The 26,679-nt window shown below is 69.0% G+C and carries 27 protein-coding genes and 1 pseudogene; 13 read left to right on the forward strand and 15 right to left on the reverse strand.

Translation table 11 applies throughout. From position 1 onward, the window contains the following. The first annotated feature begins 7 nt into the window (after positions 1-7). A complete protein-coding gene (locus ACFY1L_RS38270) occupies positions 8-970 on the forward strand; it encodes an ATP-binding cassette domain-containing protein (protein ID WP_388835135.1) in 963 nt (320 codons plus the stop codon). After that, complete coding sequence (locus ACFY1L_RS38275) at positions 967-1,752, forward strand: ABC transporter permease (protein ID WP_388835137.1); 786 nt, start codon at positions 967-969, stop codon at positions 1,750-1,752. Before ACFY1L_RS38270 ends, ACFY1L_RS38275 begins: the two co-directional genes overlap by 4 nt. 121 nt (positions 1,753-1,873) lie before the next feature. Here the strand turns inward: ACFY1L_RS38275 and ACFY1L_RS38280 are convergent, their stop codons facing one another. Genes ACFY1L_RS38280 through ACFY1L_RS38290 form a run of 3 tightly spaced genes read right to left on the reverse strand, consistent with a single transcriptional unit; the run spans position 1,874 to position 5,055 of the window. Further along, positions 1,874-2,611, reverse strand: coding sequence for an SDR family oxidoreductase (locus ACFY1L_RS38280; protein WP_388835139.1), 738 nt, complete (start codon positions 2,609-2,611; stop codon positions 1,874-1,876). A gap of 54 nt (positions 2,612-2,665) precedes the next feature. Then, on the reverse strand, positions 2,666-4,324 hold the full coding sequence (locus tag ACFY1L_RS38285) for a hypothetical protein (RefSeq protein ID WP_388835142.1): 1,659 nt from the start codon (positions 4,322-4,324) through the stop codon (positions 2,666-2,668). A 47-nt stretch (positions 4,325-4,371) separates the two neighbouring features. Further along, the gene (locus tag ACFY1L_RS38290; RefSeq protein ID WP_388835600.1) at positions 4,372-5,055 is read right to left on the reverse strand and encodes an IS607 family transposase; all 684 of its coding nucleotides are present in this window, start codon (positions 5,053-5,055) and stop codon (positions 4,372-4,374) included. Between the two features lie 104 nt (positions 5,056-5,159). Between ACFY1L_RS38290 and ACFY1L_RS38295 the strand changes: the two genes are divergently transcribed. After that, positions 5,160-5,999 carry a LysR family transcriptional regulator gene (locus ACFY1L_RS38295; protein WP_388835145.1) on the forward strand — a complete coding sequence of 280 codons (840 nt, stop codon included), beginning with the start codon at positions 5,160-5,162 and terminating at the stop codon, positions 5,997-5,999. Between the two features lie 285 nt (positions 6,000-6,284). Here ACFY1L_RS38295 and ACFY1L_RS38300 read toward each other — a convergent pair whose 3' ends face one another. The 4 genes from ACFY1L_RS38300 to ACFY1L_RS38315 form a co-directional block, all read right to left on the reverse strand. Next, complete coding sequence (locus tag ACFY1L_RS38300; RefSeq protein WP_388835147.1) at positions 6,285-7,007, reverse strand: VOC family protein; 723 nt, start codon at positions 7,005-7,007, stop codon at positions 6,285-6,287. A 278-nt stretch (positions 7,008-7,285) separates the two neighbouring features. Beyond that, positions 7,286-7,744 carry a PaaI family thioesterase gene (locus ACFY1L_RS38305; protein WP_388835150.1) on the reverse strand — a complete coding sequence of 153 codons (459 nt, stop codon included), beginning with the start codon at positions 7,742-7,744 and terminating at the stop codon, positions 7,286-7,288. Positions 7,745-7,782: 38 nt separating this feature from the next. Further along, a complete protein-coding gene (locus ACFY1L_RS38310; protein ID WP_388835153.1) occupies positions 7,783-8,454 on the reverse strand; it encodes an enoyl-CoA hydratase-related protein in 672 nt (223 codons plus the stop codon). 23 nt (positions 8,455-8,477) lie between these two features. Beyond that, positions 8,478-9,095 carry a TetR/AcrR family transcriptional regulator gene (locus tag ACFY1L_RS38315; RefSeq protein ID WP_388835156.1) on the reverse strand — a complete coding sequence of 206 codons (618 nt, stop codon included), beginning with the start codon at positions 9,093-9,095 and terminating at the stop codon, positions 8,478-8,480. A gap of 231 nt (positions 9,096-9,326) precedes the next feature. On the opposite strand from ACFY1L_RS38315, the gene ACFY1L_RS38320 reads away from it, so the two are divergent. Beyond that, on the forward strand, positions 9,327-10,097 hold the full coding sequence (locus tag ACFY1L_RS38320) for a DeoR/GlpR family DNA-binding transcription regulator (RefSeq protein WP_388835159.1): 771 nt from the start codon (positions 9,327-9,329) through the stop codon (positions 10,095-10,097). Positions 10,098-10,442: 345 nt separating this feature from the next. On the opposite strand, the gene ACFY1L_RS38325 is transcribed toward ACFY1L_RS38320, so the two are convergent. Next, the gene (locus tag ACFY1L_RS38325) at positions 10,443-11,333 is read right to left on the reverse strand and encodes an aminoglycoside phosphotransferase family protein (protein WP_388835162.1); all 891 of its coding nucleotides are present in this window, start codon (positions 11,331-11,333) and stop codon (positions 10,443-10,445) included. 350 nt (positions 11,334-11,683) lie between these two features. Here ACFY1L_RS38325 and ACFY1L_RS38330 point away from each other — a divergent pair, with 350 nt between their 5' ends. Continuing rightward, positions 11,684-12,517, forward strand: a complete 834-nt coding sequence (locus tag ACFY1L_RS38330) for a PIG-L family deacetylase (protein ID WP_388835165.1) — start codon at positions 11,684-11,686, stop codon at positions 12,515-12,517. A gap of 81 nt (positions 12,518-12,598) precedes the next feature. On the opposite strand, the pseudogene ACFY1L_RS38335 reads toward ACFY1L_RS38330, so the two are convergent. The 3 genes and pseudogenes from ACFY1L_RS38335 to ACFY1L_RS38345 form a co-directional block, all read right to left on the reverse strand. Continuing rightward, positions 12,599-12,837 (reverse strand): annotated as a pseudogene (locus tag ACFY1L_RS38335) (hypothetical protein); the annotation flags it as partial. 69 nt (positions 12,838-12,906) lie between these two features. After that, positions 12,907-13,200, reverse strand: coding sequence for a putative quinol monooxygenase (locus ACFY1L_RS38340; RefSeq protein ID WP_388835168.1), 294 nt, complete (start codon positions 13,198-13,200; stop codon positions 12,907-12,909). Positions 13,201-13,422: 222 nt separating this feature from the next. Continuing rightward, a complete protein-coding gene (locus ACFY1L_RS38345) occupies positions 13,423-14,385 on the reverse strand; it encodes a carbohydrate kinase (protein WP_388835171.1) in 963 nt (320 codons plus the stop codon). A gap of 250 nt (positions 14,386-14,635) precedes the next feature. Here ACFY1L_RS38345 and ACFY1L_RS38350 point away from each other — a divergent pair, with 250 nt between their 5' ends. The 4 genes from ACFY1L_RS38350 to ACFY1L_RS38365 all read left to right on the forward strand — a co-directional run bounded on the left by ACFY1L_RS38350 (position 14,636) and on the right by ACFY1L_RS38365 (position 18,750). Further along, positions 14,636-15,652: a sugar ABC transporter substrate-binding protein gene (locus ACFY1L_RS38350; protein ID WP_388835174.1), complete on the forward strand. Its 1,017-nt coding sequence runs from the start codon at positions 14,636-14,638 to the stop codon at positions 15,650-15,652. A 155-nt stretch (positions 15,653-15,807) separates the two neighbouring features. Further along, entirely contained in the window at positions 15,808-16,821 is a 1,014-nt protein-coding gene (locus tag ACFY1L_RS38355) for an ABC transporter permease (protein WP_388835177.1), read from the forward strand. Further along, entirely contained in the window at positions 16,818-17,654 is an 837-nt protein-coding gene (locus ACFY1L_RS38360; RefSeq protein WP_361255398.1) for an ATP-binding cassette domain-containing protein, read from the forward strand. Before ACFY1L_RS38355 ends, ACFY1L_RS38360 begins: the two co-directional genes overlap by 4 nt. A 64-nt stretch (positions 17,655-17,718) precedes the next feature. After that, on the forward strand, positions 17,719-18,750 hold the full coding sequence (locus ACFY1L_RS38365) for a LacI family DNA-binding transcriptional regulator (protein ID WP_388835181.1): 1,032 nt from the start codon (positions 17,719-17,721) through the stop codon (positions 18,748-18,750). Positions 18,751-18,759: 9 nt separating this feature from the next. Here the strand turns inward: ACFY1L_RS38365 and ACFY1L_RS38370 are convergent, their stop codons facing one another. Together ACFY1L_RS38370 and ACFY1L_RS38375 are read right to left on the reverse strand one after the other, a co-directional pair. Further along, positions 18,760-19,407 (reverse strand): SDR family NAD(P)-dependent oxidoreductase, encoded by a 648-nt coding sequence (locus ACFY1L_RS38370; protein WP_388835184.1) that lies wholly within the window; start codon positions 19,405-19,407, stop codon positions 18,760-18,762. A 46-nt stretch (positions 19,408-19,453) separates the two neighbouring features. Next, positions 19,454-19,957 carry a MarR family winged helix-turn-helix transcriptional regulator gene (locus tag ACFY1L_RS38375; protein ID WP_388835187.1) on the reverse strand — a complete coding sequence of 168 codons (504 nt, stop codon included), beginning with the start codon at positions 19,955-19,957 and terminating at the stop codon, positions 19,454-19,456. 131 nt (positions 19,958-20,088) lie between these two features. Here ACFY1L_RS38375 and ACFY1L_RS38380 point away from each other — a divergent pair, with 131 nt between their 5' ends. Beyond that, positions 20,089-21,450, forward strand: a complete 1,362-nt coding sequence (locus ACFY1L_RS38380) for a pyridoxal phosphate-dependent decarboxylase family protein (protein ID WP_388835189.1) — start codon at positions 20,089-20,091, stop codon at positions 21,448-21,450. Positions 21,451-21,523: 73 nt separating this feature from the next. Here the strand turns inward: ACFY1L_RS38380 and ACFY1L_RS38385 are convergent, their stop codons facing one another. Then, a complete protein-coding gene (locus tag ACFY1L_RS38385; protein WP_388835192.1) occupies positions 21,524-23,146 on the reverse strand; it encodes an MFS transporter in 1,623 nt (540 codons plus the stop codon). Positions 23,147-23,319: 173 nt separating this feature from the next. On the opposite strand from ACFY1L_RS38385, the gene ACFY1L_RS38390 reads away from it, so the two are divergent. Beyond that, entirely contained in the window at positions 23,320-23,958 is a 639-nt protein-coding gene (locus ACFY1L_RS38390; RefSeq protein WP_388835195.1) for a TetR/AcrR family transcriptional regulator, read from the forward strand. A gap of 23 nt (positions 23,959-23,981) precedes the next feature. Further along, positions 23,982-24,764: a DUF2993 domain-containing protein gene (locus ACFY1L_RS38395; protein ID WP_388835198.1), complete on the forward strand. Its 783-nt coding sequence runs from the start codon at positions 23,982-23,984 to the stop codon at positions 24,762-24,764. Between the two features lie 15 nt (positions 24,765-24,779). Here the strand turns inward: ACFY1L_RS38395 and ACFY1L_RS38400 are convergent, their stop codons facing one another. Further along, positions 24,780-25,415 (reverse strand): TetR/AcrR family transcriptional regulator, encoded by a 636-nt coding sequence (locus ACFY1L_RS38400; RefSeq protein WP_388835201.1) that lies wholly within the window; start codon positions 25,413-25,415, stop codon positions 24,780-24,782. A 136-nt stretch (positions 25,416-25,551) separates the two neighbouring features. On the opposite strand from ACFY1L_RS38400, the gene ACFY1L_RS38405 reads away from it, so the two are divergent. Continuing rightward, positions 25,552-26,670, forward strand: coding sequence for a VOC family protein (locus tag ACFY1L_RS38405; RefSeq protein ID WP_388835204.1), 1,119 nt, complete (start codon positions 25,552-25,554; stop codon positions 26,668-26,670). Positions 26,671-26,679 lie beyond the last annotated feature (9 nt).

Genomic DNA, 26,679 nt, shown 5'->3' on the forward strand with positions numbered 1-26,679 from the left:
CCCCCTCATGACCACCCCGGCCATCGCGGCGCACGGGCTGCGCAAGTCCTACGGCGACAAGGTCGTGCTCGACGGCATCGACCTGGCCGTCCCCGAGGGAACGATCTTCTCCCTGCTCGGCCCGAACGGCGCCGGCAAGACCACCGCCGTCAACATCCTCTCCACCCTCATCTCCCCCGACCCCGCCTCCGGCGAGATCCGCGTCGGCGGCCACGACCTCGCCGCCGACCCGCAGGCGGTCCGTGCCGCGATCGGTGTCACCGGCCAGTTCTCCGCCGTCGACGGCCTGATCACCGGCGAGGAGAACATGCTCCTCATGGCCGACCTGCACCACCTCCCCCGCGCGGAGGGCCGCCGGGTCACCACCGAACTGCTGGCCCGCTTCGACCTGCTGGACGCCGCACAGAAACCCGCCTCCACCTACTCCGGCGGCATGAAACGCCGCCTCGACATCGCCATGACCCTGGTCGGCCACCCGCGGATCATCTTCCTCGACGAACCCACCACCGGACTCGACCCCCGCTCCCGCCACAACATGTGGCAGATCATCCGCGAACTCGTCACCGGCGGCACCACCGTCTTCCTCACCACCCAGTACCTGGAGGAGGCCGACCAACTCGCCGACCGCATCGCAGTGCTCAACAACGGCAGGATCGCCGCCGAAGGCACCGCCGAGGAGCTCAAGCGGCTCATCCCCGGCGGACACATCCGGCTCCGCTTCACCGACCCCGCCGCCTACCGGTCCGCCGCCTCCGCGCTACGTGAGGTGACCCGGGACGACGAGGCGCTGGCCCTGCACATCCCCAGCGACGGCAGCCAGCGCGAACTGCGCTCCCTCCTCGACTGGCTGGACGCCGCAGGCATCGAAGCCGACGAACTGACCGTGCACACCCCCGACCTCGACGACGTGTTCTTCGCCCTCACCGGGCCCGGCAACGTCCCCAACCAGCCCAAGGAGTCTGCCCGATGAGCGCCCTCTCCCTCGCCGTACGCGACTCGAAGACGATGCTGCGGCGCAACCTGCTGCACGCCCGCCGCTACCCCTCGCTCACCCTGAACCTGCTGCTCACCCCGGTCATGCTGTTGCTGCTGTTCGTCTACATCTTCGGCGACGTGATGAGCGCGGGCATCGGCGGCACCGACCGCTCCGACTACATCGCCTACATCGTCCCGGGCATCCTGATGATGACCATCGGCGGCACCGTGATCGGGGCCGCGGTGTCCGTCGCCACCGACATGAACGAGGGCATCATCGCCCGCTTCCGCACCATGGCCATCCACCGCGGCTCCGTACTCATCGGACACGTCATCGGCAGCGTGCTGCAGTGCGTGATGAGCGTGGTCCTCGTCGGCGCCGTCGCCGTGGCCATCGGCTTCCGCTCCACCGACGCCACCGCCCTGGAATGGCTGGCCGCGTTCGGGCTGCTCGCCCTCTTCGCCCTGGCGCTCACCTGGATCGCCGTCGGCATGGGCCTGGCCAGCCCGAACGCCGAAGCAGCCGCCAACAGTGCCCAGCCGCTGATCCTCCTGCCGCTCATCTCCAGCGCCTTCATCCCGGCCGACACGATGCCGGGATGGTTCCGGCCGATCGCCGAGTACCAGCCGTTCACCCCGGCCATCGAGACCCTGCGCGGCCTGCTGCTCGGCACCGAGATCGGCCACAACGGCTGGCTCGCCATCGCCTGGTGCCTGGGCCTCGCGGTGCTCGGCTACTTCTGGTCGGCCGCAAAGTTCAACAGCGACCCGAAGTAACCGCCATGACCGCGCGGGCCGCCTCCCGCAACTCGTCCCGCCCGAGGGCGGCGTACCCCCGACACCGCGTCGGCGTACGCCGCCCCACCGGCGTCCACGGCCACCCGCGGGGGCGAGGAAGTCACCACGGCACGACGCCACTGTCGTCGAACAGCCTGCCGCTGGGGCCGTCGTCCGGCAGTGTCGCCAACCGGATGGCGATCACCGCACCCTCCTCAGGGGTCTGCGTACCGCTGAAACCATTGAGGTCGGTGGCCACGTAGCCGGGACAGGCGTTGTTGATCAGGATGTTGGTGTCGCTCAGCTCCTTGGCGTACTGGATGGTGACGGCGTTGAGGTAGGTCTTCGTCGGCGCGTACGCCCCGCTGATCCCTCCGAGGTCGACGCCGGGCGTGGTCTGCAGGGCCAGAGAGCCGACATGACTGGACTGGTTGACGATCCGCGGGTGCGCCGACCGGCGCAGCAACGGCAGCATCGCGTTGGTGACCCGGATGACGCCGATGACGTTCGTCTCCACCAGCCGCCGCACGGTCTCGACGTCGATGGTCGTGGGCTCCTCCGGCCAACCGCCCGCGATGCCGGCGTTGTTGACCAGCACGTCAAGGCGTCCCACTCGCTCCTCGACCAGCCGCACCGCGGCGATCACGCTCTCGTCTTCGGTCACGTCCAAGGGCACGCCGAACGCGTCGACACCCGCCGCGCGCAGTTTCGCCACGGCATCCTTCCCGCGCTGCTCATCTCGAGCGCCGACACCGACGCTCCAGCCCAATGCGCCCAGCCCGGCCGCGATCTCGTACCCGATTCCCTTGTTCGCGCCGGTGACCAGCGCGATTGTCTTCTCGCTCATGACAGCGAGCATGGCCGCGCCGCGACCTGGCACCAACACCATCTCGGTAGTGCAGCAATACCGTTCCTATCGTGATTGGCCACTGTTGGCCGAATCAATGCAAACCGGATCGGTGATCCGGTGACCTTGCGAACGGTCTTCGAGGTCGGGGAACAGCACGAGCTGGTCACCTTGGCACCGTCGGGTCTTGCCGCCTCCGTTTGGCGTGCCCGCTGTCCTGGGTGGGCTCGTGGCCCTGCGTGGCATGGCAACGAATACGGTCTGGCCAGTAGCTCTCCGTCGAGCGATCCTCTGGTCGCTGGCGGTCACACTTGGCCGACGCCGAATTCTGTGTCCCAGGCCACGCCTGCCGATAGCCACTGCGGCACCATGGTGCCGAGTGACCGTGGGCTGCTGGTTCTGCTGCTGGAGCGGGGTCTTCCAGTACCTCTCGCCCCAGATGCTGGTGTAAGCCGGATCGACCGCGATCACGACGAGGCTGGCATGGAAGGCCATTGCGCGCAGTCGTTCCCGAAAGCGTGCGGTGGGGATGCCGGCGACGGTGCGGCGGAACGTCTTACCTCGCTTACCGCGGCCCATGGTTTCCCGGCCGGTCGATCGTGCGTCATCGAAGCCGAGGTTCTCCACCACGATCCCCGCGCAACCGTGCTCGCGGGCGATGGCCAGGAGCTGGCTGATCGCCTCGCGAAGGCGGCCGTCACGCTGCGAAGCGGGGCCGGTGAGGTCGAGCGGGATCGTGATCGGGGCGCCGATGGGGTTGCCGTGCGGGTCGAGCACCCAGGCCGCCACGTGGTCGGCGTTCAGGTCGATGCCGAGCGTGCGCTCGCCGAACTCGCAGATCTCCTCGGGCGTCGGCAGGGCTGCCTTGTCGGCCGACCATGATGCGTCCAGGTACCAGCGGCCACGCTTCGGGTCGAAGGTGATGTCGTACCTGACGGCACGGTTCGCGCTGGCGCGGTCGAGCCACTCCTGCCGGCGGTGGGAGAACGTCACGGTGCACGCGAGCCGGAACCGTCCCCGCGGGGCGTTGGCCAGGTTCCGCAGCGGCTCCGGGAGGACGAGCGTCACCAGGCTATCGGCCGGGTCGACGCTGATGGTGTAGTTGCCGTGTGGGGCGCCGGACTCGCCGTCGGCGGTGAGGAAGAGTCGGGCAGCGTCCCACTGCTCGCGCCACTGCTGCTCGGTGAGCTGGGCGTCTTGGAGGTTGTGCCGTGCCTTCGCCAGACGACGGCTGCCGACCGTGATGCTTGGACGGCCGTCCTGGATGCGCTGCTCTACCGCCGCGAGGCGGACCTTGAGGACTTGGAGGCGGCGCTGCTTTTGGAACCGCTCGGCCTGGTCCCGGTAGCCGCGGACCTTGCCCTTACGTCCCCCGCAGGGAGCGTCCAGCCGTTGGGTGATGGTGCGGACCGCTTTGCGTAGACTGGCTGCGTCGTCGTACAGGCACCGCACCGCCAGCTGGTACTGGTCCTCGCTCGCCCTCGTCATGGCCCCGGCCATGCGCGACGACGACTGCTTGGTCAGGCCGCGCTTACGGTCGGCTCGCTGGTTGTCCCTCGCCGGCACCTTCCCGATCTCGACACGACGGGCGAGATCGGCCCGCTGGAGACAGCCCAGGTGCCTGCCGACCCGCGTCAGTACCTCGGCATCGGCCTCGGTGACGTGCAGCCGGTCCCGTATCCGTGCACCGGACGGCGCGGCAACGGTGAAGGGGGCAGCGAGCACACGAAGGTGCTTGTTCTTCCGCTTACGTGCCACTCGCTGACCTCCTCTCATATCGAGCAAGTCACCTCATCGTTGGCCAAGTATGTCCTACACGTCCGGCTGGGCGATGGTCGACTTGATGCACTGGGTGAGGCCCGCGCTTTCGCCGACCGCTGCCCGTACCACCTGCCGGACAACGAGGTGACCACCGCGAGCATGTCCCGCACCAGCTCCGACTCCTGCGAAGCGTCCAGGCCCTCGTCCGTACGTGCGACTTCCAGCGTCACGCCGAAGGCAGGGAGCATCACATCCCGCATGACCCCGGTGCCGAACCGGGCCAGGCGCTCCTCGTGCTCGACCAGAAGCACCGACACCTCCGGCCGCTGACACATCGTCAACGCCCTACGCAGCCCTCGGCGCTGGTCCGAAAGCCCCGAGGCGACGTCGGAGAACTCCCCGACCACCAGACGACCAGCAGCCGCCTTCCGCAGCCGGGACATCTGCCTGTCAAGGTCGCCCTCGGCCCGCTGCCGCTGCGACGACACACGCCCGTACAGCACCACGCCGTCAACGTCCGGCAGCCTTCCGGCCTCAGCTCGCAGCGCCTCCAACCCCACCACAGAGAAGATGCGCTTCCCGCCCGGAGACCGACGGTCGGCCAGCACACCGGAAGCCGTGTACCTGCGCAGCGTCCGCGTCGACACCCCCAGGATCCGGGCAGCACGAGTCGCCGAAACCATTCCTTGATCCATCCCGGACACTCATCCCGAAATGGCCAAGCGTGACCAATCAATCGAGAAGCAGCTTTCGACCCGAGCGATATCGATCGACCCCCGGCCGCGGTTACCGTGCCTGCATGGAAATACGCGAGCTGCGGTACTTCGTCGCCATCGCCGAGGAACTGCACTTCGGCAAGGCCGCCGAGCGTCTGGAGATGGCCCAGCCGCCCCTGTCCCGCGCCATCGCCCGGCTCGAACGACAGCTCGGGGTCACCCTGCTGGAGCGCACCAGCCGCAAGGTCACCCTCACCGAAGCCGGGGCCGTACTGCTGTCGGAGGCGCGCGCGATCCTCAGCGCGGTGGCCGCAGCCGAGCGACGTACCCAGCAAGCTGCGCAAAGGCGCCCCCGTCTCGTTCTCGCCGTCAAGTCCGGCACCGCCGGCGAGTTGTTGGCCAAACTGCTCGACGCCTACCGCGCGGAGCCCGGCGCAGCCACCGTGGATCTGTTGCTCTGCGAGGCGCATCAGCACCAGAAACTGCTGCAGGCCGGTCAAGCCGACGTGGCTCTGCTGCACTTGCCGTTCGATTCGACGGTCGGACTCGACACCGAAATCCTGTACACCGAGGGGCAGTTGGCGATTCTGCCCAGCTCTCACCCACTTGCCGGCCGCTCCCAGATCCGGTTGGCCGAAGTCACCGCACTGCCGGAACTCCCGATGGCCCGCTGGCCCGATCCCGGCGGCACCTACCCGGAGGGATCAGGGGCAGAGGTACGGAACCTGACACAGCTCTTCCAACTCATCGCGCTCGGCCGCACCACCGTGATCGTGCCCGAGTCCGCCGCCACCGACCTGCGCAGCGACCTCGCCGCCGTGCCGGTGGTGGATGCTCCGCCCGTGACGACGGTGATCGCATGGCCACCGCAGAGCCGACTTCGCGCAGTCGCCGACCTGGTCCGCGTAGCAACACGTCTTTGACTTGTGCGGCCCAACTCGTCGACGACCCTGGCCAGTTACGGGAGGCCAGTACGGCGACCGCGGCGTAGCGCACGGCGACGGTCTGGACGGCGAACTCGGTGGAGGGGATTCTGCGCGCCGACTCCCGCCGCAACTACGAACTGATGGTGGCGGCGGCCCGTCAAGCCATCTCCGAGCATGATGGCCAACACCATTGCAACCGCCGCCGAGTTCACCCCGCGAGCGCCCTCGGCATCGCCTTCGACGGCAGCACACCGCGCTCACTGTCGGCGAGCACCGGCCCCGCTACCGGGGTGTCAGCACACAGAACTCGTTGCCGTCGGGATCGAGCATCTCCACCCGACCGGTCTCGCCCTGGCCGGAGTCGACTCGGGTCGCCCCGAGGGAGACGAGGCGGTCGACCTCCGTCTTCTGATCGCTGTCGGCCGGTGGAGCGAGGTCGAAATGCAGCCGGTTCCTCCCCGTCTTCGGGGCGACGGGCGGACCACCCCACGTGATCTTCGGACCGCCGTGCGGCGAGCGGATCGCGGTCTCCTGGTCCTGATCCCAGACCAGCGGCCACCTCAGCGCTTCGCTCCAGAAGTATCCGACCTCCTGCGAACCGTCGCAGGCCAGCGCTCCGATGAAGCCGCAGTCCGCGAGGAAGTTGTTGCCCGGCTCGATGACGCAGAACTCGTTGCCGTCGGGGTCGGCGAGCACCACATGCCCCTCCTCCGGGCGCTGGCCGACGTCGATGTGCCGCCCGCCGAGTTTCAGCGCGTCGGCCACGGTCTGCTGCTGGCCCTCCAGGGATGTGCTCGTCAGGTCGAAGTGCATCCGGTTCTGGCCGACCTTCCGCTCCTCGGTCGGCACAAAACGGATACGGAACCCGGTGTCGTCACTGGGCAGAAGCGCGACGCCGTCGTGCGGATCGTCGGTCATCTCCCACCCCAGGAGCCCGGACCAGAACTGTGCGAGCCGGAGCGGATGGCTCGCATCGAAGCAGAGCGCGAACAATTGAGAAGTCATTCCTTGCACATCTCCGATCCGCTGGCCGACTGCTGCCGCCAGGGCGCCGTGGCAGCCCTGCGCGCGGAACCCTATGCGCAAGTGCCTTCGGCCGCACCCGAGTTATTCGACGACAGCCACACCGAACGGGCCACGATCCCCGACGACATCCCGTTGCTCCGGTACCTGCAGCGGGGTTGGGGCTGCCAGACCCCGGACCCGTCTGTCCGAGGCCCTGGCCCTGCTCGCTGCCACCGCCCTGACGATCACCATTCGGATCGTCTACGACAGCGGGCTCCTCAGTCTCGTCCGAGGATGAGGCAGGTCGTGGTGGCGTGCGCGATCAGCTTCCCCTGGTCGTCCACGACCTTGCCCTCCGCCGTGGCGGTGCGTCGGCCGGCGTGGACGACGTTCCCCTCCGCGGTGAGCGTCTGGCCGCCGGTGTGGGCGGCCCGGATGTAGTTGACCTTCAGTTCGAGGGTCGTGTAGCCGACACCCGCGGGCAGGGTCGTGTGCACCGCGCACGCCATGACGGAGTCCAGGAGGGTGGCCGCGATGCCACCGTGGACGGCGCCGAGGGGGTTGGCGAAGTCGGGGCGGGTGTCGAGCGAGATGACGATACGGCCGTGCTCCACCTCGTCGAACCGCATGCCGAGCAGCTTGCCGATGGAGGGGATGTCGGCCTCGGTCGGCGGCGCGGACTGTATCCAGCGCATCAACTCCAGGCCGGACAGGGCGGTGAGGTCGGTCGTGGACACGGGAGTGCTCCTTGCTGTGTGGTGCTCGGGGTTCGGGTTCAGCCGAGGGGGTTACCGGTGTCGCGCAGTGCGGCGAGGACCGGCGCGTACATGCGGGTCCTGATCGTCGCGCGAGTATCGCCCGCCTTGGCGGCCTGGGCCTGCGCGATCCCGACTGCCGTGGTCCGTACGGCATCTTCGTCCACGGCGTGGTCGACGATCTCGGCGGCCAGGGCGTCCTGGCCGCCGTAGCGGCGGGCGGTGACCATGGCCTCGTGCGCGGTCCGCGGGGTCAGGCGGGACTGAATGAGGGCCGACATGCCGGGCGTGAAGGGGATGTTGATGTCGGCCTCGGGCAGACACCAGAAGCCCCGGTCGGCGCGCATCACCCGGAAGTCGTGGGCCAGGGAGAACATGGCGCCGGCGGCGAAGGTGTGCCCCTGCAGCGCCGCCACGGTGACCACCGGCAGAGTCAGCAGCCGGGCGAACAGCCCGTGCACGGAGACGACGTAGTCCTGGTGCTGGTCGGCGTGGGCAAACAGCCAGTCCAGATCGAGGCCGTTGGAGTAGAACTTGCCCGTCGCGGTGCTCACCAGGGCACGCGGCCCGTCCGCCTTCTCCACCTCGTCCAGCGCGGCGTCGACGGCGGCGATCCAGTCGGGGTGGAAACGGTTCTCGCCGTCTCCGAGGTCGAGGACGAAGACGTTGTCCTGGCGGTCGAGTTGGGGCATGACGGCTCCCTCGGGCTGGGCGGTCACGGGCGGGTGCCGTGGCCGGGATCGGGGTCGGACCGGTCGGGCAGGGCGTGGACCAGCAGGTCGTGGATCTCGGCGGCGGCGTCGTCCAGGGGCGCGGTGCTGTGTTCGGCCCGGCACATGATCACGGCGCCCTCGACCGCGGCGATGACGAAGGCGGCCAGCCGCCTGCTGCGCGCCTCGGGCAGACCGTTGCGGAGAAACAGGCCGGCCAAGGCGTCCCGCCAGCGAGCGAAGACCTCGGCGACGGAGCGGGCGAGGTGCGGGGCGTCGTCGTTGGTCTCGACGGCCACCGCCACGATCGGGCAGCCGACCCGGAAGTCGCTCTCCACGAGCCGGTCCCGCCACAGGGCGAAGAACGCGTCCATCGCCTCGGTCACGTCGTCGGCCCGCGTCGCGGCGTCGATGAGGTCGGCGACGTAGTCGCCGGCCAGTGCCACCGCCTCGTTTATCAACTGGGCACGCCCGCCCGGGAAGTGGTGGTAGACCGACCCGCGCGGGGCACCGGTGCGCGCCAGGACCCGGTCGACACTGGTCGCGCCGACGCCGTACTCACCGAGCAGAGCGGCGGTACCGACGACCATCCGCTCCCGGCTGTCGCTCTTGCGCGGGCTCACGCCGTCACCGGCCTTTCTCGGGCACACCGATACTACCGGTAGGTAACTTATGTTGTATGCCATAGAACATGCAAGAGGACTTCGCTCCCTTTCCTCCGCCGAGAGACGCACCGTTCCGTGATCACGGCGCACTCAGGGCTTTCCTGAGCAGCCGCGCTGGGTGCGCGCAGTCGTCAACTGCAGCCAAACCTGGGCAGGTTGCATCGACCGACAGCGTGTAGTGTCCGGTTCGTGCTGGCAGAACGACGACACCAACTCATCCTGCAGGCCCTGCGCTCCGGCGGCACCGCCTCCGTGACCGACCTCGCCGAGCAGTTGGATGCCAGTGCGGCGACCATCCGCCGCGATCTCCTCAAACTGGAGGCAGACGGGCGTCTCACCCGGGTGCACGGCGGAGCGGTCATCGAGGAGGAGCCGCCGCCCTTTGACGAGGCGGCCGCGGTGTGGGTGGACGAGAAGGACGCGATCGCCGCCCGAGCGGCCACCCTGATCGAGGACGGCCAATCGGTCATCCTCGACAGCGGCACAACGGTCCACCGGCTGGCCCTTCAACTGCGCGGCCGCCGGCTCACGGTGATCACCAACAACCTCGCGGTCTACGACGAACTGAGCGATGACGAGAACATCGAGCTGATGCTGCTCGGCGGCATGGTCATCCGCGAGTCACGCATGCTGGACGGCTTCATGGCCGAGGACAACCTCCGCCAAGTCCACGCCGACTGGCTGTTCATGGGCGCGTGCGGCCTGCGGCCCGGGGGCCAGGTCATGGACACCACCGTGGCCGAGGTGCCCGCCCGGCGCGCCATGATCGCCGCCGGCGACAGGGTGGCCCTCCTCGCCGACAGGAGCAAGTTCCCCGGCACCGGCATGGTGAAGATCTGCGGCCCCGAAGACTTGGATGTGCTCATCACCAACGCACCGGAAGACGACGCGACTTGTACGGCCGTTCGTGAAGCCGGCGTGCGGGTGATACCAACAGCACCGGCCGCAGCCGACGGCTGACGACCATGGCCGATGGTGCAGGCCTCCCCCTGCTCTTCCTGGACGTCGATGAGACGCATTGTGAAACCCCAGGTCAGCTGCCTGGGGTTGTTTGTTGTCCAGCCCAATTTCAAATGCGAGACGGGACTGCTCTCCAGGAACAGGCAATCATGCGGCCGGCGTCTCGCCTGCCTTGTCCGCGAACCCGACATCCAGCAGCGCCTCGTCCGCCGAGCCCAGGAAGTCGAGCGACTTCCGGTCGCTCCGGCTTGTCGCCGATCTTCTCCAGCGTCCCTGAACGAACCCCGTCCACGGCGTTCCCTGCCATCCAGTCCAGTCGCTGCACGGCCTACGATCGGGGCGACATCACTCCATCGACTCCAGAATGCGGTCGAGTGTCCGGCGCCCCATTCTGCTCATCGTCGGATTGCTCTCGACGTAGTACCAGACAACACCCATCGCCTGTTCGAACGCCCATGCCTTGCCGCGCTCCCACTCCAGATCGTCACAGAGCAGTCTCCGCCGGAGCACTTCCCGCGGGCCTGGCTGCAACAGGTGCCAGGCACTGACCAGATCCAGCGCGGGGTCGGCCGGGCCGAAGCCGCCGGTGTCGAGTACGCCGCTGAGCCGGTCTCCCGCGACCAGTACATTGCCGGGAATCAAGTCACCATGGCTCATCACGTCGGCACCCGTGCGTGGCAATTCCCGAAGGTGGCTCCACACCCGGCGCAGACGGGGCACGTCGAGCAGCCCCTCACTCTCCTCGAAGCACTTCGCCATCCAATCGTCGTGGTGAGCGAGAACGCCGCCACGACTTTCGCCGCTGAAAAGCCGCCCCCGCGTCTCGGCGTGCCGGAGGGCTGAGATGAGGGCCGCAAGGTCCTCGGCAAAAGCGTCCGACCCACTCGGGTCGGCGTCAAAGGCGACCGTGCCCGGCAACCATGTCTGGACCGACCACGGCATGGGGTAACCCGCTCCGGGCTTTCCCAAGGCGACGGGTTCCGGGGCGGGAAACCGAGACACCTGTGCCAGCTCCGCGCTCGCCCGGGCTTCCTGTTCCAGAACCGCCAGCACTTCGGCAGCATCGGTCAGACGCAGTGGGAAACGCGCAGAGAGGTCGTTCCCGATGCGGAAGATGGCGTTTACCGTCCCGGTCGACGACAGGCGTTGGATTGCCTTGCCACTCCACTGAGGGAACTGTTCCTGGATCAAGGTCGCGACGACTTCGGTGGTCACGTCCACTTCGTCATCGTGCATGGTCAACTCTCGCAGGCCCTTCCACTGGTCCAATTCGAAACGCCGGAAGCAGACCGGATCAACTGAGACGACAGTCAGTATTCATACGCCAGGGTCCAGATCAACTGAGATTTTCGGACGCCCAGGTGTCTCAGCCGTTCTGGTCGCCCCAGGTCTGGAAGGCTATGCGGCCGCGCCGGGAACAGCCGGTCCGGCCGGCACGGTTGCATCGACCGAGGGACCGGTGCCGCATGGGCGGGGGACACGGAGAAAACGAGGTCGTCCGTCCCATCAGGATCCGGGCCCCAGGATCGCGGTACACCCGCCGCGCTACTTGGACCAAGACGTATTTTCTGCAGGAGGACTGACTCATGACTGACCGGCCCTTGACGCTCATGGCAGTGCACGCTCACCCCGACGACGAGGCCACCGGAACCGGAGGGGTCCTCGCGCGGTACGCGGCGGAAGGCATCCGCACGGTTCTCGTGACGTGTACCGACGGCGGTTGCGGTGACGGACCGGGGGGTGTCAAGCCGGGCGATCCCGGCCACGATCCGGCGGCGGTCGCCTTGATGCGCCGTCAAGAACTGCTGGCGAGCTGTGACGTCCTGAAGGTCAGCGATCTGGAGATGCTGGACTATGCCGACTCCGGGATGATGGGCTGGCCGAGCAACGACGCCCCCGGTTCCTTCTGGCAGACCCCCGTGCAGAAGGGTGCGGCCCGACTCGCGGAACTCATGCGGCACTACCGACCTGATGTGGTCGTCACCTACGACGAGAACGGCTTCTACGGCCACCCCGACCACATCCAGGCCCACCGCATCACGATGGCGGCGCTGGAGATGACCGCGCTGACACCGAAGGTTTACTGGACCACGATGCCCCGCTCGATGATGAAGCGGTTCGGGGAGATCATGCGCGAGTTTCATCCGGACATGCCGGAGCCGGATCCCGCCGAGGCCGCCGCGATGGCCGAGATCGGTCTCCCCGACGATGAGATCACCACGTGGGTGGACGCCACCGCGTTCAGCGGTCAGAAGTTCGACGCGCTGGCCGCGCACGCCAGTCAGGGCGAGAACATCTTCTTCCTCAAAATGGGCAAGGAGAGGTTCGGCGAGTTGATGGGCATGGAGACCTTCGTACGTGTCCAGGACGCCACCGGCGCGGCCGTACCCGAGAACGATCTCTTCGCCGGACTGCGCTGATCCGCCCGTCCGACCGGGGCCCGCGACAGCTGTCCACGGGCTCCGCTCGGGCAGCCCGCGACCAGGCCGGCACCGCACTCGGATGCCCGACCCCCACTTGTTGACCGTGTTGCAGGTGGCCGGCGCGGATGGGGTAGCCGGTCTACGCCTCGATCGCCGCTGCATCGAGGAAGCCCAGACACTGCGGGACAGTACCGCGCCTGCGCGGCAGTGATCAGCTTGCCGACGTCGCCGGCGATGCCGCACGCGCAGACAACGACGTACAGGAAGTCCTCGCAAAGCTCGGGTTCGAGCGCGACCACGTCTCGACGGACGTCCATGGCGAACGGGTATGACTCACCCGCTCCCTGCCGTTCAGACGCGTTTGCGTCGGTCCGGATCGCCGCCGGTCACGAGAGCGGGTCGAGGAACGTCAGCACCGACGCGTCCTCCTCGATCAGCGGGGTGAGAGCCGTGTTGAACGGGCCGCCGTACGGGGCCTTCAGGTGGGCCTGGAAGGCGTCCTCGTCCCGGTACACCTCGAAGATCCAGTAGGCGCGCGGCTCGGCCGCCCTGGTGTAGACGTCGAAGGCGAGGTTGCCCTCTTCCTCGCGCACCTTCTTGGCGTATTCCAGGATCAGCCGGGAGACCTCGTCCTCCGTGCCCTCGCGGGCGGTGAACTCGGCGAGCAGGGTCTTGTTCACGGTGTCGAGTCCTTCGTGGTCGGGCCGGTATGGGGTCGGCCGCGGTAGGAGGGTGGGTCCAGAGCGCATGACGTCTCCTGGTGACGTCTTCGCCCGCGGTGCAGCCAAGGTGTCATCGTTGACTTGTGTCATCGATGACATCGAGGGCCTGATGATGACCTCGCTCCCGCAGCCGCGTCAACGGTTCGGTCGTGATCTCCCGCTACGCCGCTCACGTACCCGTCACGCGGGATCGGCCGCGGCAAGCTGCTCCAACTGGCTCCGCCAAGGCGGGTTGGGACCGGCAACCGTGCAGGTCAGGGCCGCGACCCGGGTGGCGAACCGGCAGGCCTCCGCCACGTCGTCGAGGCCGAGTTCCGTCAGTCGGCCGCCGAGGAGTCCGCGGGCGCCCAGGTGGTGCAGCAGGCCGGCGGTGAAGGAGTCCCCCGCCCCGACCGTGTCGACGACGGCCGTCGGTACGGCGGGCACTTGCACCCGTTCGCCGTCGAGGGAGGCCAGTGCACCGTCGGCACCACGGGTGATCACGACGAGCCGCGCTCCGGCCGCGTGCCAGATGTCGCACGCCTGCTCGGGCGCGGTGCCCGGCAGCAGGAGTTCCAGGTCGTCCTCGCTCAGACGCAGCACGTCGGCGAGGGCGCACCAGTGAGCCAGACGGGCCCGGTAGGCGTCGGGGTGCACGAGCAGCGGCCGGACGTTGGGGTCGATGCTGATGGTCGCAGCGGAGGCGGCCGCCGCCAGGAAGTCCTCCACCACGGCCGCCCCGGGCTGCTGGACCAGGGCGAGGGATCCGGTGTGCACGCAGGCGGTGTCGGACAGGTCCACCCGCGCCAACTCCTCGGTGGTCCACTGCCAGTCGGCCGTGTTCTGGGCGTGGAACGAGAACGCCGCCTGCCCCTGGGCGTCCAGCTCGGCCACGGCCAGCGTGCTGGGCTCCGCCGCCGCAACGGCGTCCGACAGGTCCACCCCCGACGCCTCCAGGTGGCCGCGGAACAGCCGGCCGAACACGTCGCCCGACAGACGCGCGAGGAAGCGGGCCGGGGTGCCGAGGCGGGCCAGAGACACCGCCGTGTTCGCAGGTCCGCCGCCCGGCAGCACCCGCAGGGCGAGTTCGTTCGTGGTGTTCGCGGGTTCGGTGAAGGCGTCGGCGACGCACTCTCCCAGGACGGTGATCTGGCGCAGGCTCATGAGCTGCTCTTCTCTGACGGACGTACGGACGCAGCGGGTACGTCGTGGCGCGACTGCCGGACGGCCGGGGTGGGCGGCGGCCGCCGGTGTTTGCCGATTTGTGACGAGCGCAAGGCATTGACGTTTCCCGGAGCCGGAGTCCATCATCCTCGCCATGCGGTGTCAACGATGACATAAGTCAACGATGACACCGGGCGGCATGTAGTCATCCCCAGCCCCCGTGCCGCTCGCCATCTCACAGGAGTCGAAGATGCCTCGCACCACTCGTCTGTCCTCCCCTCTGCTCAGAGTCGCCGCGGTCATGGGCGTCGCGGCCCTCACGCTGACGGCCTGCGGGTCCGGCTCCAAGTCGGGTTCCACCAGCGCCGGTTCGGGCAGCATCAAGGTCGGTCTGATCACCAAGACCGACACCAACCCGTTCTTCGTGAAGATGAAGGAGGGCGCGGAGAAGGCCGCCAAGGCGGACGGCGCCCAACTGGTCAGCGCCGCAGGCAAGTTCGACGGTGACAACGCCGGTCAGGTCACCGCGATCGAGAACATGGTCGCCTCCGGTGTGAAGGGCATCCTGATCACCCCGAGCGATTCCAAGGCCATCGTGCCCGCGATCCAGAAGGCCCGCGCCAAGGGCGTTCTGGTCATCGCCCTGGACACCCCGACCGAGCCGCAGAGCGCGGTCGACGCACTCTTCGCCACCAACAACCTCAACGCCGGCAAGCTCATCGGCCAGTACGCCAAGGCCGCCATGAAGGGCAAGACCGCGAAGATCGCGACCCTCGACCTCGCGCCGGGCGTCTCCGTGGGCGTGCAGCGGCACAACGGCTTCCTGCAGGGCTTCGGCGCCACGGACAAGGACGTCGCCTGCGCCCAGGACACCGGCGGCGACCAGGCCAAGGGCCAGACGGCGATGGAGAACTGTCTGCAGAAGGCGCCCGACATCAACCTCGTCTACACGATCAACGAGCCGGCCGCGCTGGGCGCGTACACCGCGCTCAAGGCCAAGGGCCGGGAGAAGGACGTACTGATCGTCTCGGTCGACGGCGGCTGCACCGGCACCCAGGCGGTCAAGGACGGCAAGATCGCCGCCACGTCCCAGCAGTACCCGCTGAAGATGGCCGCGGAGGGCGTCAAGGCCGTGGTGACGTACGCCAAGAACGGCAAGAAGGCGTCCGGTTACACCGACACCGGCGTCAATCTGATCACCGACAAGGCACAGGCCGGTGTCACGTCCAAGGACACCGCGTTCGGCCTGCAGAACTGCTGGGGCTGAGCCGCCCCGCAGGACCGTACGACTCCGCCACTCCCCCTCAGCGGGGCGGCCGGCCCCTCCTCCCCGACCAGGGGCGGCCGCCCCCTCGTCTCCTTGTCCTCCGACGCCTGCGACGAGGACGGACACGGACATCTGTCTTCCGACAAGGACTTCGCATGACAGCCACGACCACGCCCCCGAGCAAGTCCTCGCCGTACGCCGAGCTCAAAGTGCCGACCGCGGCCCGCAGACTGCTCACGGCACCGACCACCGGCCCGCTGGTCGCCCTCCTCCTGGCCTGCGTCTTCTTCTCAATCTCAACCGACCAGTTCCTCACGGGCGGCAACTTCTCGCTGATCGTGCAGCAGGTCATGGTCGTCGGCACGCTCGCCATCGGCCAGACCCTGATCATCCTCACGGCGGGCATCGACCTGTCGTGCGGTGCAGTGATGGCATTCGGCAGCATCATGATCGCCAAGATGGCCGCCAACGGCACCTTGCCCCCGCTCGTCGCCATCGCCCTGGGCATCGCCGTGTGCGCCGGATTCGGCCTGCTCAACGGGCTGTTGGTGCAGAAGATCCCGCTGCCGCCGTTCATCGTCACCCTCGGCATGCTCAACGTGGCGTTCGCGCTGACCCACATCTACTCCGAGGAGCAGACGGTCACCGGCCTGCCCGGCCCGCTGACGGCCCTCGGCCAGACCTTCCCGCTCGGCCACACCGACATCACCTACGGTTCCCTGGTCACCATCGCCCTGTTCCTCCTCCTCGCGTACGCGCTGAGCAACACCAGCTGGGGCCGGCACGTCTACGCCCTGGGCAACAGCCAGGAAGCGGCCCGCCTGAACGGCATCCGCACCTCCCGCCTGACCATCGGCATCTACACCGTGGCGGGTCTCCTTTACGGCATCGCCGCCCTGTTGCTCATCTCCCGCACCGGAGTCGGCGACCCGCAGGCGGGCCAGACCGACAACCTCGACAGCATCACGGCCGTGGTGCTGGGCGGCACCAGCCTCTTCGGCGGGCGCGGTTCGGTGCTGGGCACCTTCATCGGCGTCCTCATCGTCGGCGTCTTCCGCAACGGCCTGCAGCTGATGGGCGTCGCCTCCATCTACCAGACCCTGATCACCGGAATCCTGGTGATCCTCGCGGTGACCGTCGACCAGATCTCCCGGAAGAAGGCCCGATGACCGCCACCTCCTCCCCCACGCCCGTGCTGCAGGCCCGCGGTCTGGTCAAGCGCTACGGCCATGTCACCGCGATCGACGGCGCCGACTTCGACCTGCTGCCCGGTGAGGTGCTCGCCGTCATCGGCGACAACGGCGCCGGCAAGACCAGCCTGATCAAGGCGCTCACCGGCGCGGTGGTCCCCGACGCGGGCGAGATACGGCTCAACGGGAAGCCCATCACCTTCTCCGGTCCGCAGAGTGCCCGCGCCCACGGCATCGAGACGGTTTATCAGGACCTCGCCGTGGCGGCCTCCATGGACATCGCCTCGAACATGTTCCTCGGACGCGAACTGCGCCGCCCCGGTGTCCTCGGCAGTGTCTTCCGCATGCTGGACAAGAAGCGCATGCGCCAGGAGGCCGCCGAGCACATGGCCGACCTGAAGATCGGTCTGCGCTCGCTCACGCAGTCGGTCGAGACGCTCTCCGGTGGACAGCGGCAGGCCGTCGCGGTCGCCCGATCCGTCGCCTGGGCCAGCAGCGTCGTGGTCATGGACGAACCCACGGCCGCGCTCGGCGTGAAGGAGTCCGGGCAGGTCCTGGACCTCATCCGCCGCGTCCGGGACAAGGGCATGCCGGTGGTCCTGATCAGCCACAACATGCCGCACGTCTTCGAGATCGCCGACCGGATCCACGTCCACCGGCTGGGTAAGCGTGCTGCCGTGATCAAGCCGTCCGACTACTCCATGGCGGAGGTCGTCGCCATCATGACCGGCGCGCTCACCGTCGATGCGGCCGGAGGTACTGTCGTAGCGGATTCCGAGGCCGCGAAGGCCGCGGGAGTTCAGGCCAACTGAATCACTCACAGGTTCCGGCCGAGGCCGCGGTCGGAACCGACGAGCACAGGAGACTGTTTCCTCCATGGCAGCGAACCGCCGCCCGACGCTGGCAGACGTCGCCCGAGAAGTGGGCGTCAGCGCCAAGACCGTCTCCCGCGTCCTCAACGAGGACGGACCCGCCTCCGCCGAGACCAGGGAACAGGTTCTCGCCGCCGTCGCCAAACTCGGCTTCCAGCCGAACCTGATGGCCCGCAACATCCGCGTGGGCGGACCGGACACCACCGTCGGACTGGTCATCCCCGACCTTGCCAACCCCTTCTTCGGGGCCGTGGCCAGGAGCATCGAGGACACCGTCCGCGACCGCGGACTGACCCTGCTCATGGGCTCCTCCGCGGACGATCCCGACCGTGAGCGCGCGCTGACGGACAAGTTCCTCGCCCGCCGCGTCAGCATCCTGATGGTCGTGCCGTCCGTGGGCGCCGACCACTCCCACCTCAAGGCCCACCGCACCAGGGGCCTGCCCGTCGTCTTCATCGACCGTCCGGGTGCGGGACTGTCCACGGACAGCGTCGTCAGCTCCAACCGCGAGGGCTCCCACGATGGCGTCGCCCACCTGATCGCCCACGGGCACCGGCGCATCGGCTTCATCGGTGACCTGCCCACCAAGCTCTACACGCGTCGCGAGCGTCTGGCCGGCTACCGCGCCGCCCTGCAGGAGTCCGACATCGCCTACGACCGCTCGCTCGTCGTCAGCGCACACGACCAGCAGGGGGCCGAGGCCGTCACCTCGGCCCTGCTCGATCTGGCCGATCCGCCCACGGCCCTGTTCGCCGGCAACAACATCATGGCGCTGGGCAGCGTGGCCGAACTCGCCCGCAGCAAGCGCAAGGACGTGGCCGTCGTCGCCTTCGACGACGTATCGCTCGCCGAGGCGCTCGAACCGGCCCTGACGGTCGTCGCCCAGGACCCCGAGGAAATCGGCAGGGCGGCTGCGACAACCGCCCTCGCCCGCCTCGACGGCGACCGCTCCCGAGCACGCACCGTCACCGTTCCGACCCGGCTGATCGTCCGTGGGTCGGGTGAGGTTGCCGCCCCGGTGCTGCAGGAGGCCTGACGGCGGCTGCTACGCCGCGGCCTGCGGAGTCAGCGTCTCGGGGTGAAACCGTTCGACTCGGTCACGCTTGACGTACATGTCCCAGTAGTGCTCGGCGAGTTCGTCCGGGTCGACAACCGGGAACTGCGTGCCGTCCGCCGACTCGACCTCGATCCGGGCCGCGGCCGCCTCGCCCATCTCACTGCGGCCTATCGCGGCCCCGATGGTCAGCGTTCCGGCGTAGACACCGGTGCCGGCCAGTTCGGCGTTGAGGGAGTACAGGTAGTTGCGGGCGGCGGACATCACCGGTCCCACACCGCTGAGTTGGGGCAGCGGCTGCGCCGCCGAGTAGCCGTGCGTCAGCAGGAAGGCCCCGTCGCCGCGCTCGGTCCACTCCGGCAGCACGGCCTGGACCACCTCGACGGGGGTGAGCAGCAGCAAGGGGAGCAGACCCTCCAGGGTGGCCGCGTCCAGCCGGGCGGCCGCGGTGAATCCCTGCTCGCCGCTGATCGGCCCGTACTCGACGACATCGATACGGCCGAAGCGGTCACGAATCGCGTCGACGAGAGCGGGCACCTCGGCAGGCCGGGAAAGGTCGGCGGAGAAGGCGGCCGCCTCCATGCCCTCACCGGCAAGCTGCTCGACGAGCGCGTCCAGCCGCTCCTTGCGCCGGGCCACCAGGGCAACCCGGAATCTAGGGTCAAGTTCAACCGGGCGGCGAAACCTACGAGTGTGACCCGCCCTCCGAGCGCAGGGCCCTGTCGATCTCGCCCAACGCCTGGGTGAGCCGGGTGTAGTCGTCGGCGGTCAGGGGCTTGACGAAGCACTCCTGCACCACACGCGCGTGTACGGCCGCGGCGCTGACGAACACCTTCCGGCCCTCGTCGGTCGGCTCCACCAGGGCCACCCTGCGGTCCCCGGGAGACGGCACGCGGCGGACCAGCCCGGCCTCCTCCATGCGGTCGACCAGCCGGGTCGTGCCGCTGCTGGTGAGGGTGAGGTCGTCGGCGAGTTGCCGCTGCGAGACCTCCTCGCCGGGCTTGCGGCAGAGCCGTATCAGCACCTCCAGCATCGTGTGGCTGATGCCGCACTCCTGCCGCACCGCGCTGTCGATCCGCTGCTCGATGCGGGTGGCGGACCTGATCAGCAGGCCGAAATCGCGCACCAGCGGGCTGCTGGCGGCACGGGTTGCGGCGGTCTCATGGCTCCGGGAGCTTCTGGCATTCACGTACGAACCCTACTGTCAGGTCACCTACTGCCGACTCACCTACTGCTGTCTCAATCACTGAGCAGTCAATTGCTGAGTAGTCAATGAAATCCTATGGTGTGCGGCACCACCCGCGAGAGAGGGAGAGCACAGTGGATCTGCAGCACTGGCTCGGCCGAGCCACCGACGCGATACAGGAGTGGGCCGACACCTTCGGCCCGTACCGCACACACCCGTCGCTCGAAGTCGACGACGACCGCCTCGCGGCGGTCTTCGAGGACTTCACGGGCAGACTCAAGGACAACTACCCCTTCTTCCATCCGCGTTACGCGGGTCAGATGCTCAAGCCCCCGCACCTCGCCGCCGTGGTCGGCTATCTCACCGCCATGCTGATCAACCCCAACAACCACGCCCTGGACGGCGGTCCCGCCACCGCGGCAATGGAACGTGAGGTCGTCGCACAGCTCGCGGCGATGTTCGGCTACGACACCCACCTCGGCCACCTCACCACCAGCGGCACGATCGCCAACCTGGAAGCCCTGTTCGTGGCCCGCGAACTCCATCCAGGCCGGGGCATCGCCTACAGCGAGGACGCCCACTACACCCACGGCCGCATGTGCCACGTCCTCGGCATGACCGGCCACCCGGTGCACACCGACAGCCGGGGCCGCATGGACCTCGATGCGCTCGAGGACGTCCTGGGCTCCGGCGAGATCGGCACGGTCGTCGTGACCACCGGCACGACCGGGCTGGGTGCCGTGGATCCGGTCCACGAGGTGCTGCCCGTCGCCGAGCGCCACGGCGTCCGTGTCCACGTCGACGCCGCGTACGGCGGCTTCTTCACCCTGCTCGTCGGCGCCGACGGACCGGAGGGACTCCCGCCCGGGCCCTGGCTGGCCATCGCCCGGTGCGACTCGGTCGTGGTCGACCCGCACAAGCACGGCCTGCAGCCCTACGGCTGCGGCGCGGTCCTCTTCCGCGACCCCGAGGTCGGCCGCTTCTACCTCCACGACTCGCCGTACACCTACTTCACCTCGACCGAACTCCATCTCGGCGAGATCAGCCTGGAGTGCTCCCGGGCGGGGGCGGCCGCCGCGGCCCTGTGGCTCACGTTCCGGCTGCTGCCACCGACACCGGACGGCCTCGGCCGGGTCCTGGCGGCCGGCCGACGGGCCGCCGTGAGGTGGGCGGAACTCATCGCCGTATCAGAGCACTTGGAGCTCTACCAACAGCCCGAGCTGGACATTGTCAGCTACTTCCCCACCGTCGAACCGGCCGCCCTGTCCGGCATCGACGCGGCCTCCGCCCGCATCCTCGCCGACGGTATGGCCGGCCCGGACCCGGTGTTCCTGAGCACCTTCAGGGCGAGCCGCGAGGCGTTCGCCGTACGGCATCCCAAGGTCGGCGCGGACGCCGACGGGGCCCGGATCCTGAGGAGCGTGCTGATGAAGCCGGAGTCCGAGGACGCCGTCGAGCATCTGCACGCGCGGGTGGAGCAGCTCGCCCAGTCCTGACGGGGCTCCCTGGACACCGTTCCCCGGCCCCGACAGGACGAGGCCGGGCAGGACTCCCAGGAACGGGGCCGGGTCACTGGACGGAGTCGGCGTACTCCTCGTCCCGGTCGGCCTCGGCCGCCACCGGCTCCTCTTGGCGGTGCTTGCCGGCCGACTTGCGGCCGGGCAGGACCGCGATGACGATCATCGTGCCGGCGGCCATGATGATCGCGCCGATGAGGCTGGTGTGGGCGATGGCGTGGGCGAAGGACTCGTGGACCGCGGCGACCAGGGACTGGGCCTGCTGGGGGCCACCGTCGGGGTTCTTCGCGACCTGCTCGGCGACCGCGAGGCCGCCGCCGACCGAGTCCTTGGCGGTGTCCAGCGCGGCGGCCGGGAGGTGGCCGCCGACCAGGTCGGCCAGCTTGTCCTTGTACGACGTGGCAAGCAGCGAGCCGAGGATCGCGATGCCCAGGGAGCAACCGAGTTCCAGCGCGGTGTCGTTGGCGCCGCCGCCGACGCCCAGTTCCGACTCGGGGAAGGAGCCCATGATGGTGTCGGTCGCCGGGGACAGGCTCAGGCCGATCGCGAAGCCGAGCATCAGCAGCGACGCGAGGAAGTCGGTGTACGTCGAGCCCGACTCGATCCGCGTCAGCAGGAAGACACCCGCAGTACCGATCACCATGCCGGTGCCGACCACCGGCTTCACGCCCAGCTTGGGCGCCAGCTTGCCGGTCACCGCGGCGCCGACGAAGACGGCTCCGGCCAGCGGCAGCAGTCGTATGCCGGTCTCCAGCGCGTTGTAGCCGAGGACGAACTGAAGGAACTGCGTGGAGTAGTAGATCGAGCCGAACGTGCCGAAGAAGAAGAACAGCACCGCGAGCATCGAGCCGCTGAACGGGCGCTCCCTGAACTTGCGGACGTCCAGCATCGGATGCGGGTGACGCAACTCCCAGGCGACGAAGGCCAGTAGGCCGACACCCGCGACCACGGCCGCTGTGATCGGGCCGACGCCCCAGCCGAAGTGCGGGCCCTCGATGGTCGCGTAGACCAGGGAGCCGACGGAGACGATCGAGAGCAGGCCGCCCACGTAGTCGATGCCGCCCATCTTCTCCGCCTTCGACGGCGGCACCAGGAGCGCGGCGCCGATGACGCCGAGGACCGCGATGGGGACGTTCATCAGGAAGGTGGAGCCCCAGGCGTGGTTCTCCAGCAGCCAGCCGGCGGCCAGCGGGCCGGCGGCGATGGCGAGGCCGGAGGTGGCGCTCCAGGCGGTGATGGCCTTGGCGCGCTCGGCCCTCGGGAAGACCGCGACGAGGAGGGAGAGGGTCGCCGGCATGACCACCGCGGCGCCCACGCCCATGATCGCGCGGGCCGCGATGACCAGCTCGGTCTCGTGGACCAGGCCGCCCATCACCGAACCGCCTGCGAAGATCAGCAGGCCCAGGATCAGCGCGCCGCGGCGGCTGTACTTGTCGCCGATCGAGCCCAGCACCAGCATCAGCGCGGCGTAGGGGACGGTGTAGCCGTCGATGACCCACTGCAGATCGCTGCTGGTCAGGTCGAGGTCACGGGTCATGTCGGGCGCGGCCACGATCAGGGACGTGTTCGCCATGACGACGATCAGCAGGCTCAGGCAGAGCACGAGCAGGGCCCACCAGCGCCGCGGATAGGGCTCCGTCATCTTCTCGGCGGGTGTGTTCACAAAGAGCGGCATCGGGGGCTCTCCAGGGCGAGGGGCAGATACGGGGATCTGCGGATCGGCGGAAGCAGCGCGGGCACGGCCACGGCACTGACGGACAGTTATTTGCCCAACGATGTGCAGACTAGTTAATTACCCGTCCATGTGCAAGTATCGAATCCGCCCTCCCCGTCGACCGGAGGTCCGACATGACCAACCCGCACGTCACAGGCGGTGGACGCCGCCAGACACAGCTCACCCGGGCCCGCATCCTCGAAGCGGCACGGCAGGAACTCGGCCGTGACCCCGACAGCAGCCTCGGCGACATCGCCGAGGCTGCCGGTGTGGTGCGCCGTACCGTCTACGACCACTTCGCCGGCCGGTCCGCGCTGGTCGGGGGGCTCGTCGCGGACGCCGCGGAGGCGCTGCGGCGCGCCCTGACGGACGTGACGAGTCCCAGCCCCGACGCGGTCACCGCCATGGCCCGCTTCGTCCTGGCCCTGTGGCCCGTGGGCGACCGCTATCGCACGCTGCTGAGACTCGCGCCGCAGGATCTGGGGGCGGACCGCGTGGACGAGATCCTCGGTCCCGCCCGCGCCACGGCGACGGCGATCACCGAGCGAGGGCAGCGGCAGGGCGTCTTTCACACCAGCGTCCCGCCGGAGCCGCTCAGCCGGGCCCTCGAAGGGCTGATCCTCGCGCTTCTGGAGTGCGTGAACGCCGGCACCTGGAGCGACGACGGCACCCGCACCGCGACGGCCGCCCTGATCGCGGTGGGAGTGGACGGCGACCTCGCCGCCGCGCGAGTCCGCGAACTCAGCGCTCCCTCACTCGTCGCCACCCAGTAGTTCCACACCTCGAGAGGAAAGCCATGTACCAGTCCCAGTACGACGAGGAGCCCGTGGGCGAGCCCTACTACGGCGACGCCTCCGTCTATGCGAGCCCCCCGTCCCCGCGACGGCGCCGCAAAATCATCGCCATCGCCTCCCTGGCGGCCCTGCTGGTCGGCGCCGTCGCCGTCGACCGCGTCGCCGCGGCCCGCGCGGAGGGCCGTACGGCGAGCGCGTTCCAGGACGGCATGGACACCCCGCAGCGACCTTCGGTGCACGTCAGCGGGTTTCCCGTGCTGACGCAGCTGGCGAGCGGCAGCCTGCGGCATGTGGACATCACCGCCCGCCACATACCCGCCCGGGGATCCACCCGGCCGCTGCCGGTGACGAAGCTGACCGTCGGTCTCGACCGGCTCAAGACCTCGGGCAGCGCCGACACGGCTCATGCGGGCAGCGTCGAGGCGACCGCCTTCCTGTCGTACGACGACCTCTCGGACGCGCTCGGCGTGGACGTCTCGCAGGGCGACGAGCCCGGCCGCGTCGATGCGACGGTCAGCCTGCCGCTCGTCGGTGACGTGACCGTGAGTGCGGCCGTCTCGGCGGCCTCCGGCAACCGCGTCGCCTTCACGGATCTCCGCGTCACGCGGGGCGAGTTGATCCCTCCCGCCAAGGCGATGCTCGACAGGGCCCTGAAGGATCCGATTCCCCTGCAGAACGTTCCCAAGGGCCTGCGCCTGCGGTCGGTCACCGCGACGGAGCACGGGATCGACGCCCGCTTCACCGGCAAGTCGGTTACGTTCCGCCCGAGTTCGTCGTCCGCGTGAACCCGCGGCCCGGCGTCAGTCGAGATCGGGCAGCGGTCGCCGCGCGACGTCGCGGGCGTCCTCCGCCGGGACGCCCAGCATGCGCAGCAGCAGCTCGGCCAGGTTCGACGCGGCCTCGTCGCCGTCGAGCTCGGGCCGGGCGAAGCGCATTTCCAGCAGCGCCAGCAGGGAACCGCCCAGCGCGGTCAGCGCGGCCACCGGGTCGGACACGGTGAAGCGGCCCGAGGCGGCGCCGACCTCCAGGTCGCGCACGGCGCGCGGGGCCAGGCCCGAGTCGGAGTGGAGGTGGCTGAGCCCGCGGTGGCGCAGCACCTGCATCAGCTCGGGCTGGGCGTCGGCCAGGCGGGCGCTGAGACGGAAGCCCGCCGCGACGAGTTCCGCGGGGTCGTCGATGCCCTCCAGATGCTCGTCGAAGGTCTGGCCGAGCTCCTCCAGGGCGTCCTTCACCGCCGCGTCGAACAGCTCCGCCTTCGACTCGAAGTGGTTGTAGAAGGAGCCGAAGCCGACGTCGGCGCGTTCCGCGATCGCCTGGATGCTCGCGCTGGTGTCCCCGGTCTCGGCCAGTATCTGCCGGGCGGCGCGCACCAGCGCCTGACGGGTCTCGGCGCGGCGCCGTTCGAAGCGGTTGCGGGGCGGGGCTGACGTGGGCATACGCGCGAGTCTAGCAACCGTGACACGACCATTGCAGTTCTGACGAAACTCTCAGCTTCTTTGCGGTCAGGTCTTGACGATGAAAGTTTCAATGCTGATGATTTCCTCATTACAACGATGTTGCTTGGAGGACGTCATGTCCAGGACGGCCCATCAGGACCTGCACAGTGAGCAGGGTGCCCAGCGCGGCGAACACCCCGGCCGGTCCCGCAACCCGGTGATCAAGGTGGCGGACCTGGCCTGGCTGGAGTTCGAGAAGCCCGATCCGGAGCGGGCGGAAGTGTTCGCGCGGGACTTCGGCTTCTCGGTGGCCGCCCGGACTCCGGACAGCCTCTGGCTGCGAGGCACCTTCGCGGGCTCGCCCTGCATGGTGATCCGGCGCGGGCGGACCTCCCGCTTCATCGGCACGGCCTTCCGCGCCGCCGAGCGGTCCGACCTGGACCGGCTCGCCCGGGTGACGGGGACGGACGTGCGGGACGCCGACGTGCCCGGCGGCGGCAAGGTCGTGAACCTGCTCGACCCGTCGGGCTTCCCGGTGCGCGTGGTGCACTGCGGCGAGCAGCTGCCGGCGCTGCCCGAACAGCAGCCGCTGCTGCTGAACTTCGGCACCGATCACCGTCGTACGAACGCCACCCAGCGCCCGCCCCGCGAGCCGTCCCGCATCCAGCGGCTGGGCCATGTGGTCCTGGAGACACGGGTGTTCGCCCGAGCGCTGGACTGGTACCTGGACACCCTCGGCATGATCGTGTCCGACTTCCTGTTCCTGGACGGGCAGCGCGGGCGCGGGCCGACGATGGCGTTCATCCGCTGCGACCAGGGCGGCCTGGCCGTCGACCACCACACGCTGGCCATGCATCTGGGCCCGGGCAACGGCTATGTCCACTCCGCCTACCAGGTCACCGACCTGGACTCGATCGCGGCCGGCGGCGAGTACCTCAAGGAGCGGGGCTACAAGCGCAGTTGGGGCATCGGCAGGCACATCCAGGGCAGCCAGCTCTTCGACTACTGGCGCGATCCCGACCACTTCATGCTGGAGCACTTCGCCGACGGCGACCTGTTCTCCTGCGACGTCGAGCCCGGCTGGGCGCCCATGTCGACCAGCGGGCTGGCCCAGTGGGGCCCGCCGGCCACCCGCGACTTCCTCGGCGCGAGCCCCTCGCCGCAGCGGGTCCGCGATGTCATCGAGGCGCTGCGCGGCGACAACGAGATGGACCCCGCACGACTCTTCGGCCTGCTCAAGGCCGCCAACTCCTGACTCCCCTCC

The organism is Streptomyces sp. NPDC001663, assembly GCF_042893105.1.
Classification (GTDB): Bacteria; Actinomycetota; Actinomycetes; order Streptomycetales; family Streptomycetaceae; genus Streptomyces.

Coding starts and splice junctions, on each gene's coding strand:
- ACFY1L_RS38270 (WP_388835135.1), top strand. CDS start 8: ATGACCACCCCGGCCATCGCGGCGCACGGGCTGCGCAAGTCCTACGGC.
- ACFY1L_RS38275 (WP_388835137.1), top strand. CDS start 967: ATGAGCGCCCTCTCCCTCGCCGTACGCGACTCGAAGACGATGCTGCGG.
- ACFY1L_RS38280 (WP_388835139.1), bottom strand. CDS start 2,611: ATGCTCGCTGTCATGAGCGAGAAGACAATCGCGCTGGTCACCGGCGCG.
- ACFY1L_RS38290 (WP_388835600.1), bottom strand. CDS start 5,055: ATGGATCAAGGAATGGTTTCGGCGACTCGTGCTGCCCGGATCCTGGGG.
- ACFY1L_RS38295 (WP_388835145.1), top strand. CDS start 5,160: ATGGAAATACGCGAGCTGCGGTACTTCGTCGCCATCGCCGAGGAACTG.
- ACFY1L_RS38300 (WP_388835147.1), bottom strand. CDS start 7,007: ATGACTTCTCAATTGTTCGCGCTCTGCTTCGATGCGAGCCATCCGCTC.
- ACFY1L_RS38310 (WP_388835153.1), bottom strand. CDS start 8,454: ATGCCCCAACTCGACCGCCAGGACAACGTCTTCGTCCTCGACCTCGGA.
- ACFY1L_RS38325 (WP_388835162.1), bottom strand. CDS start 11,333: ATGCACGATGACGAAGTGGACGTGACCACCGAAGTCGTCGCGACCTTG.
- ACFY1L_RS38330 (WP_388835165.1), top strand. CDS start 11,684: ATGACTGACCGGCCCTTGACGCTCATGGCAGTGCACGCTCACCCCGAC.
- ACFY1L_RS38345 (WP_388835171.1), bottom strand. CDS start 14,385: ATGAGCCTGCGCCAGATCACCGTCCTGGGAGAGTGCGTCGCCGACGCC.
- ACFY1L_RS38350 (WP_388835174.1), top strand. CDS start 14,636: ATGCCTCGCACCACTCGTCTGTCCTCCCCTCTGCTCAGAGTCGCCGCG.
- ACFY1L_RS38355 (WP_388835177.1), top strand. CDS start 15,808: ATGACAGCCACGACCACGCCCCCGAGCAAGTCCTCGCCGTACGCCGAG.
- ACFY1L_RS38360 (WP_361255398.1), top strand. CDS start 16,818: ATGACCGCCACCTCCTCCCCCACGCCCGTGCTGCAGGCCCGCGGTCTG.
- ACFY1L_RS38365 (WP_388835181.1), top strand. CDS start 17,719: ATGGCAGCGAACCGCCGCCCGACGCTGGCAGACGTCGCCCGAGAAGTG.
- ACFY1L_RS38385 (WP_388835192.1), bottom strand. CDS start 23,146: ATGCCGCTCTTTGTGAACACACCCGCCGAGAAGATGACGGAGCCCTAT.
- ACFY1L_RS38390 (WP_388835195.1), top strand. CDS start 23,320: ATGACCAACCCGCACGTCACAGGCGGTGGACGCCGCCAGACACAGCTC.
- ACFY1L_RS38395 (WP_388835198.1), top strand. CDS start 23,982: ATGTACCAGTCCCAGTACGACGAGGAGCCCGTGGGCGAGCCCTACTAC.
- ACFY1L_RS38400 (WP_388835201.1), bottom strand. CDS start 25,415: ATGCCCACGTCAGCCCCGCCCCGCAACCGCTTCGAACGGCGCCGCGCC.
- ACFY1L_RS38405 (WP_388835204.1), top strand. CDS start 25,552: ATGTCCAGGACGGCCCATCAGGACCTGCACAGTGAGCAGGGTGCCCAG.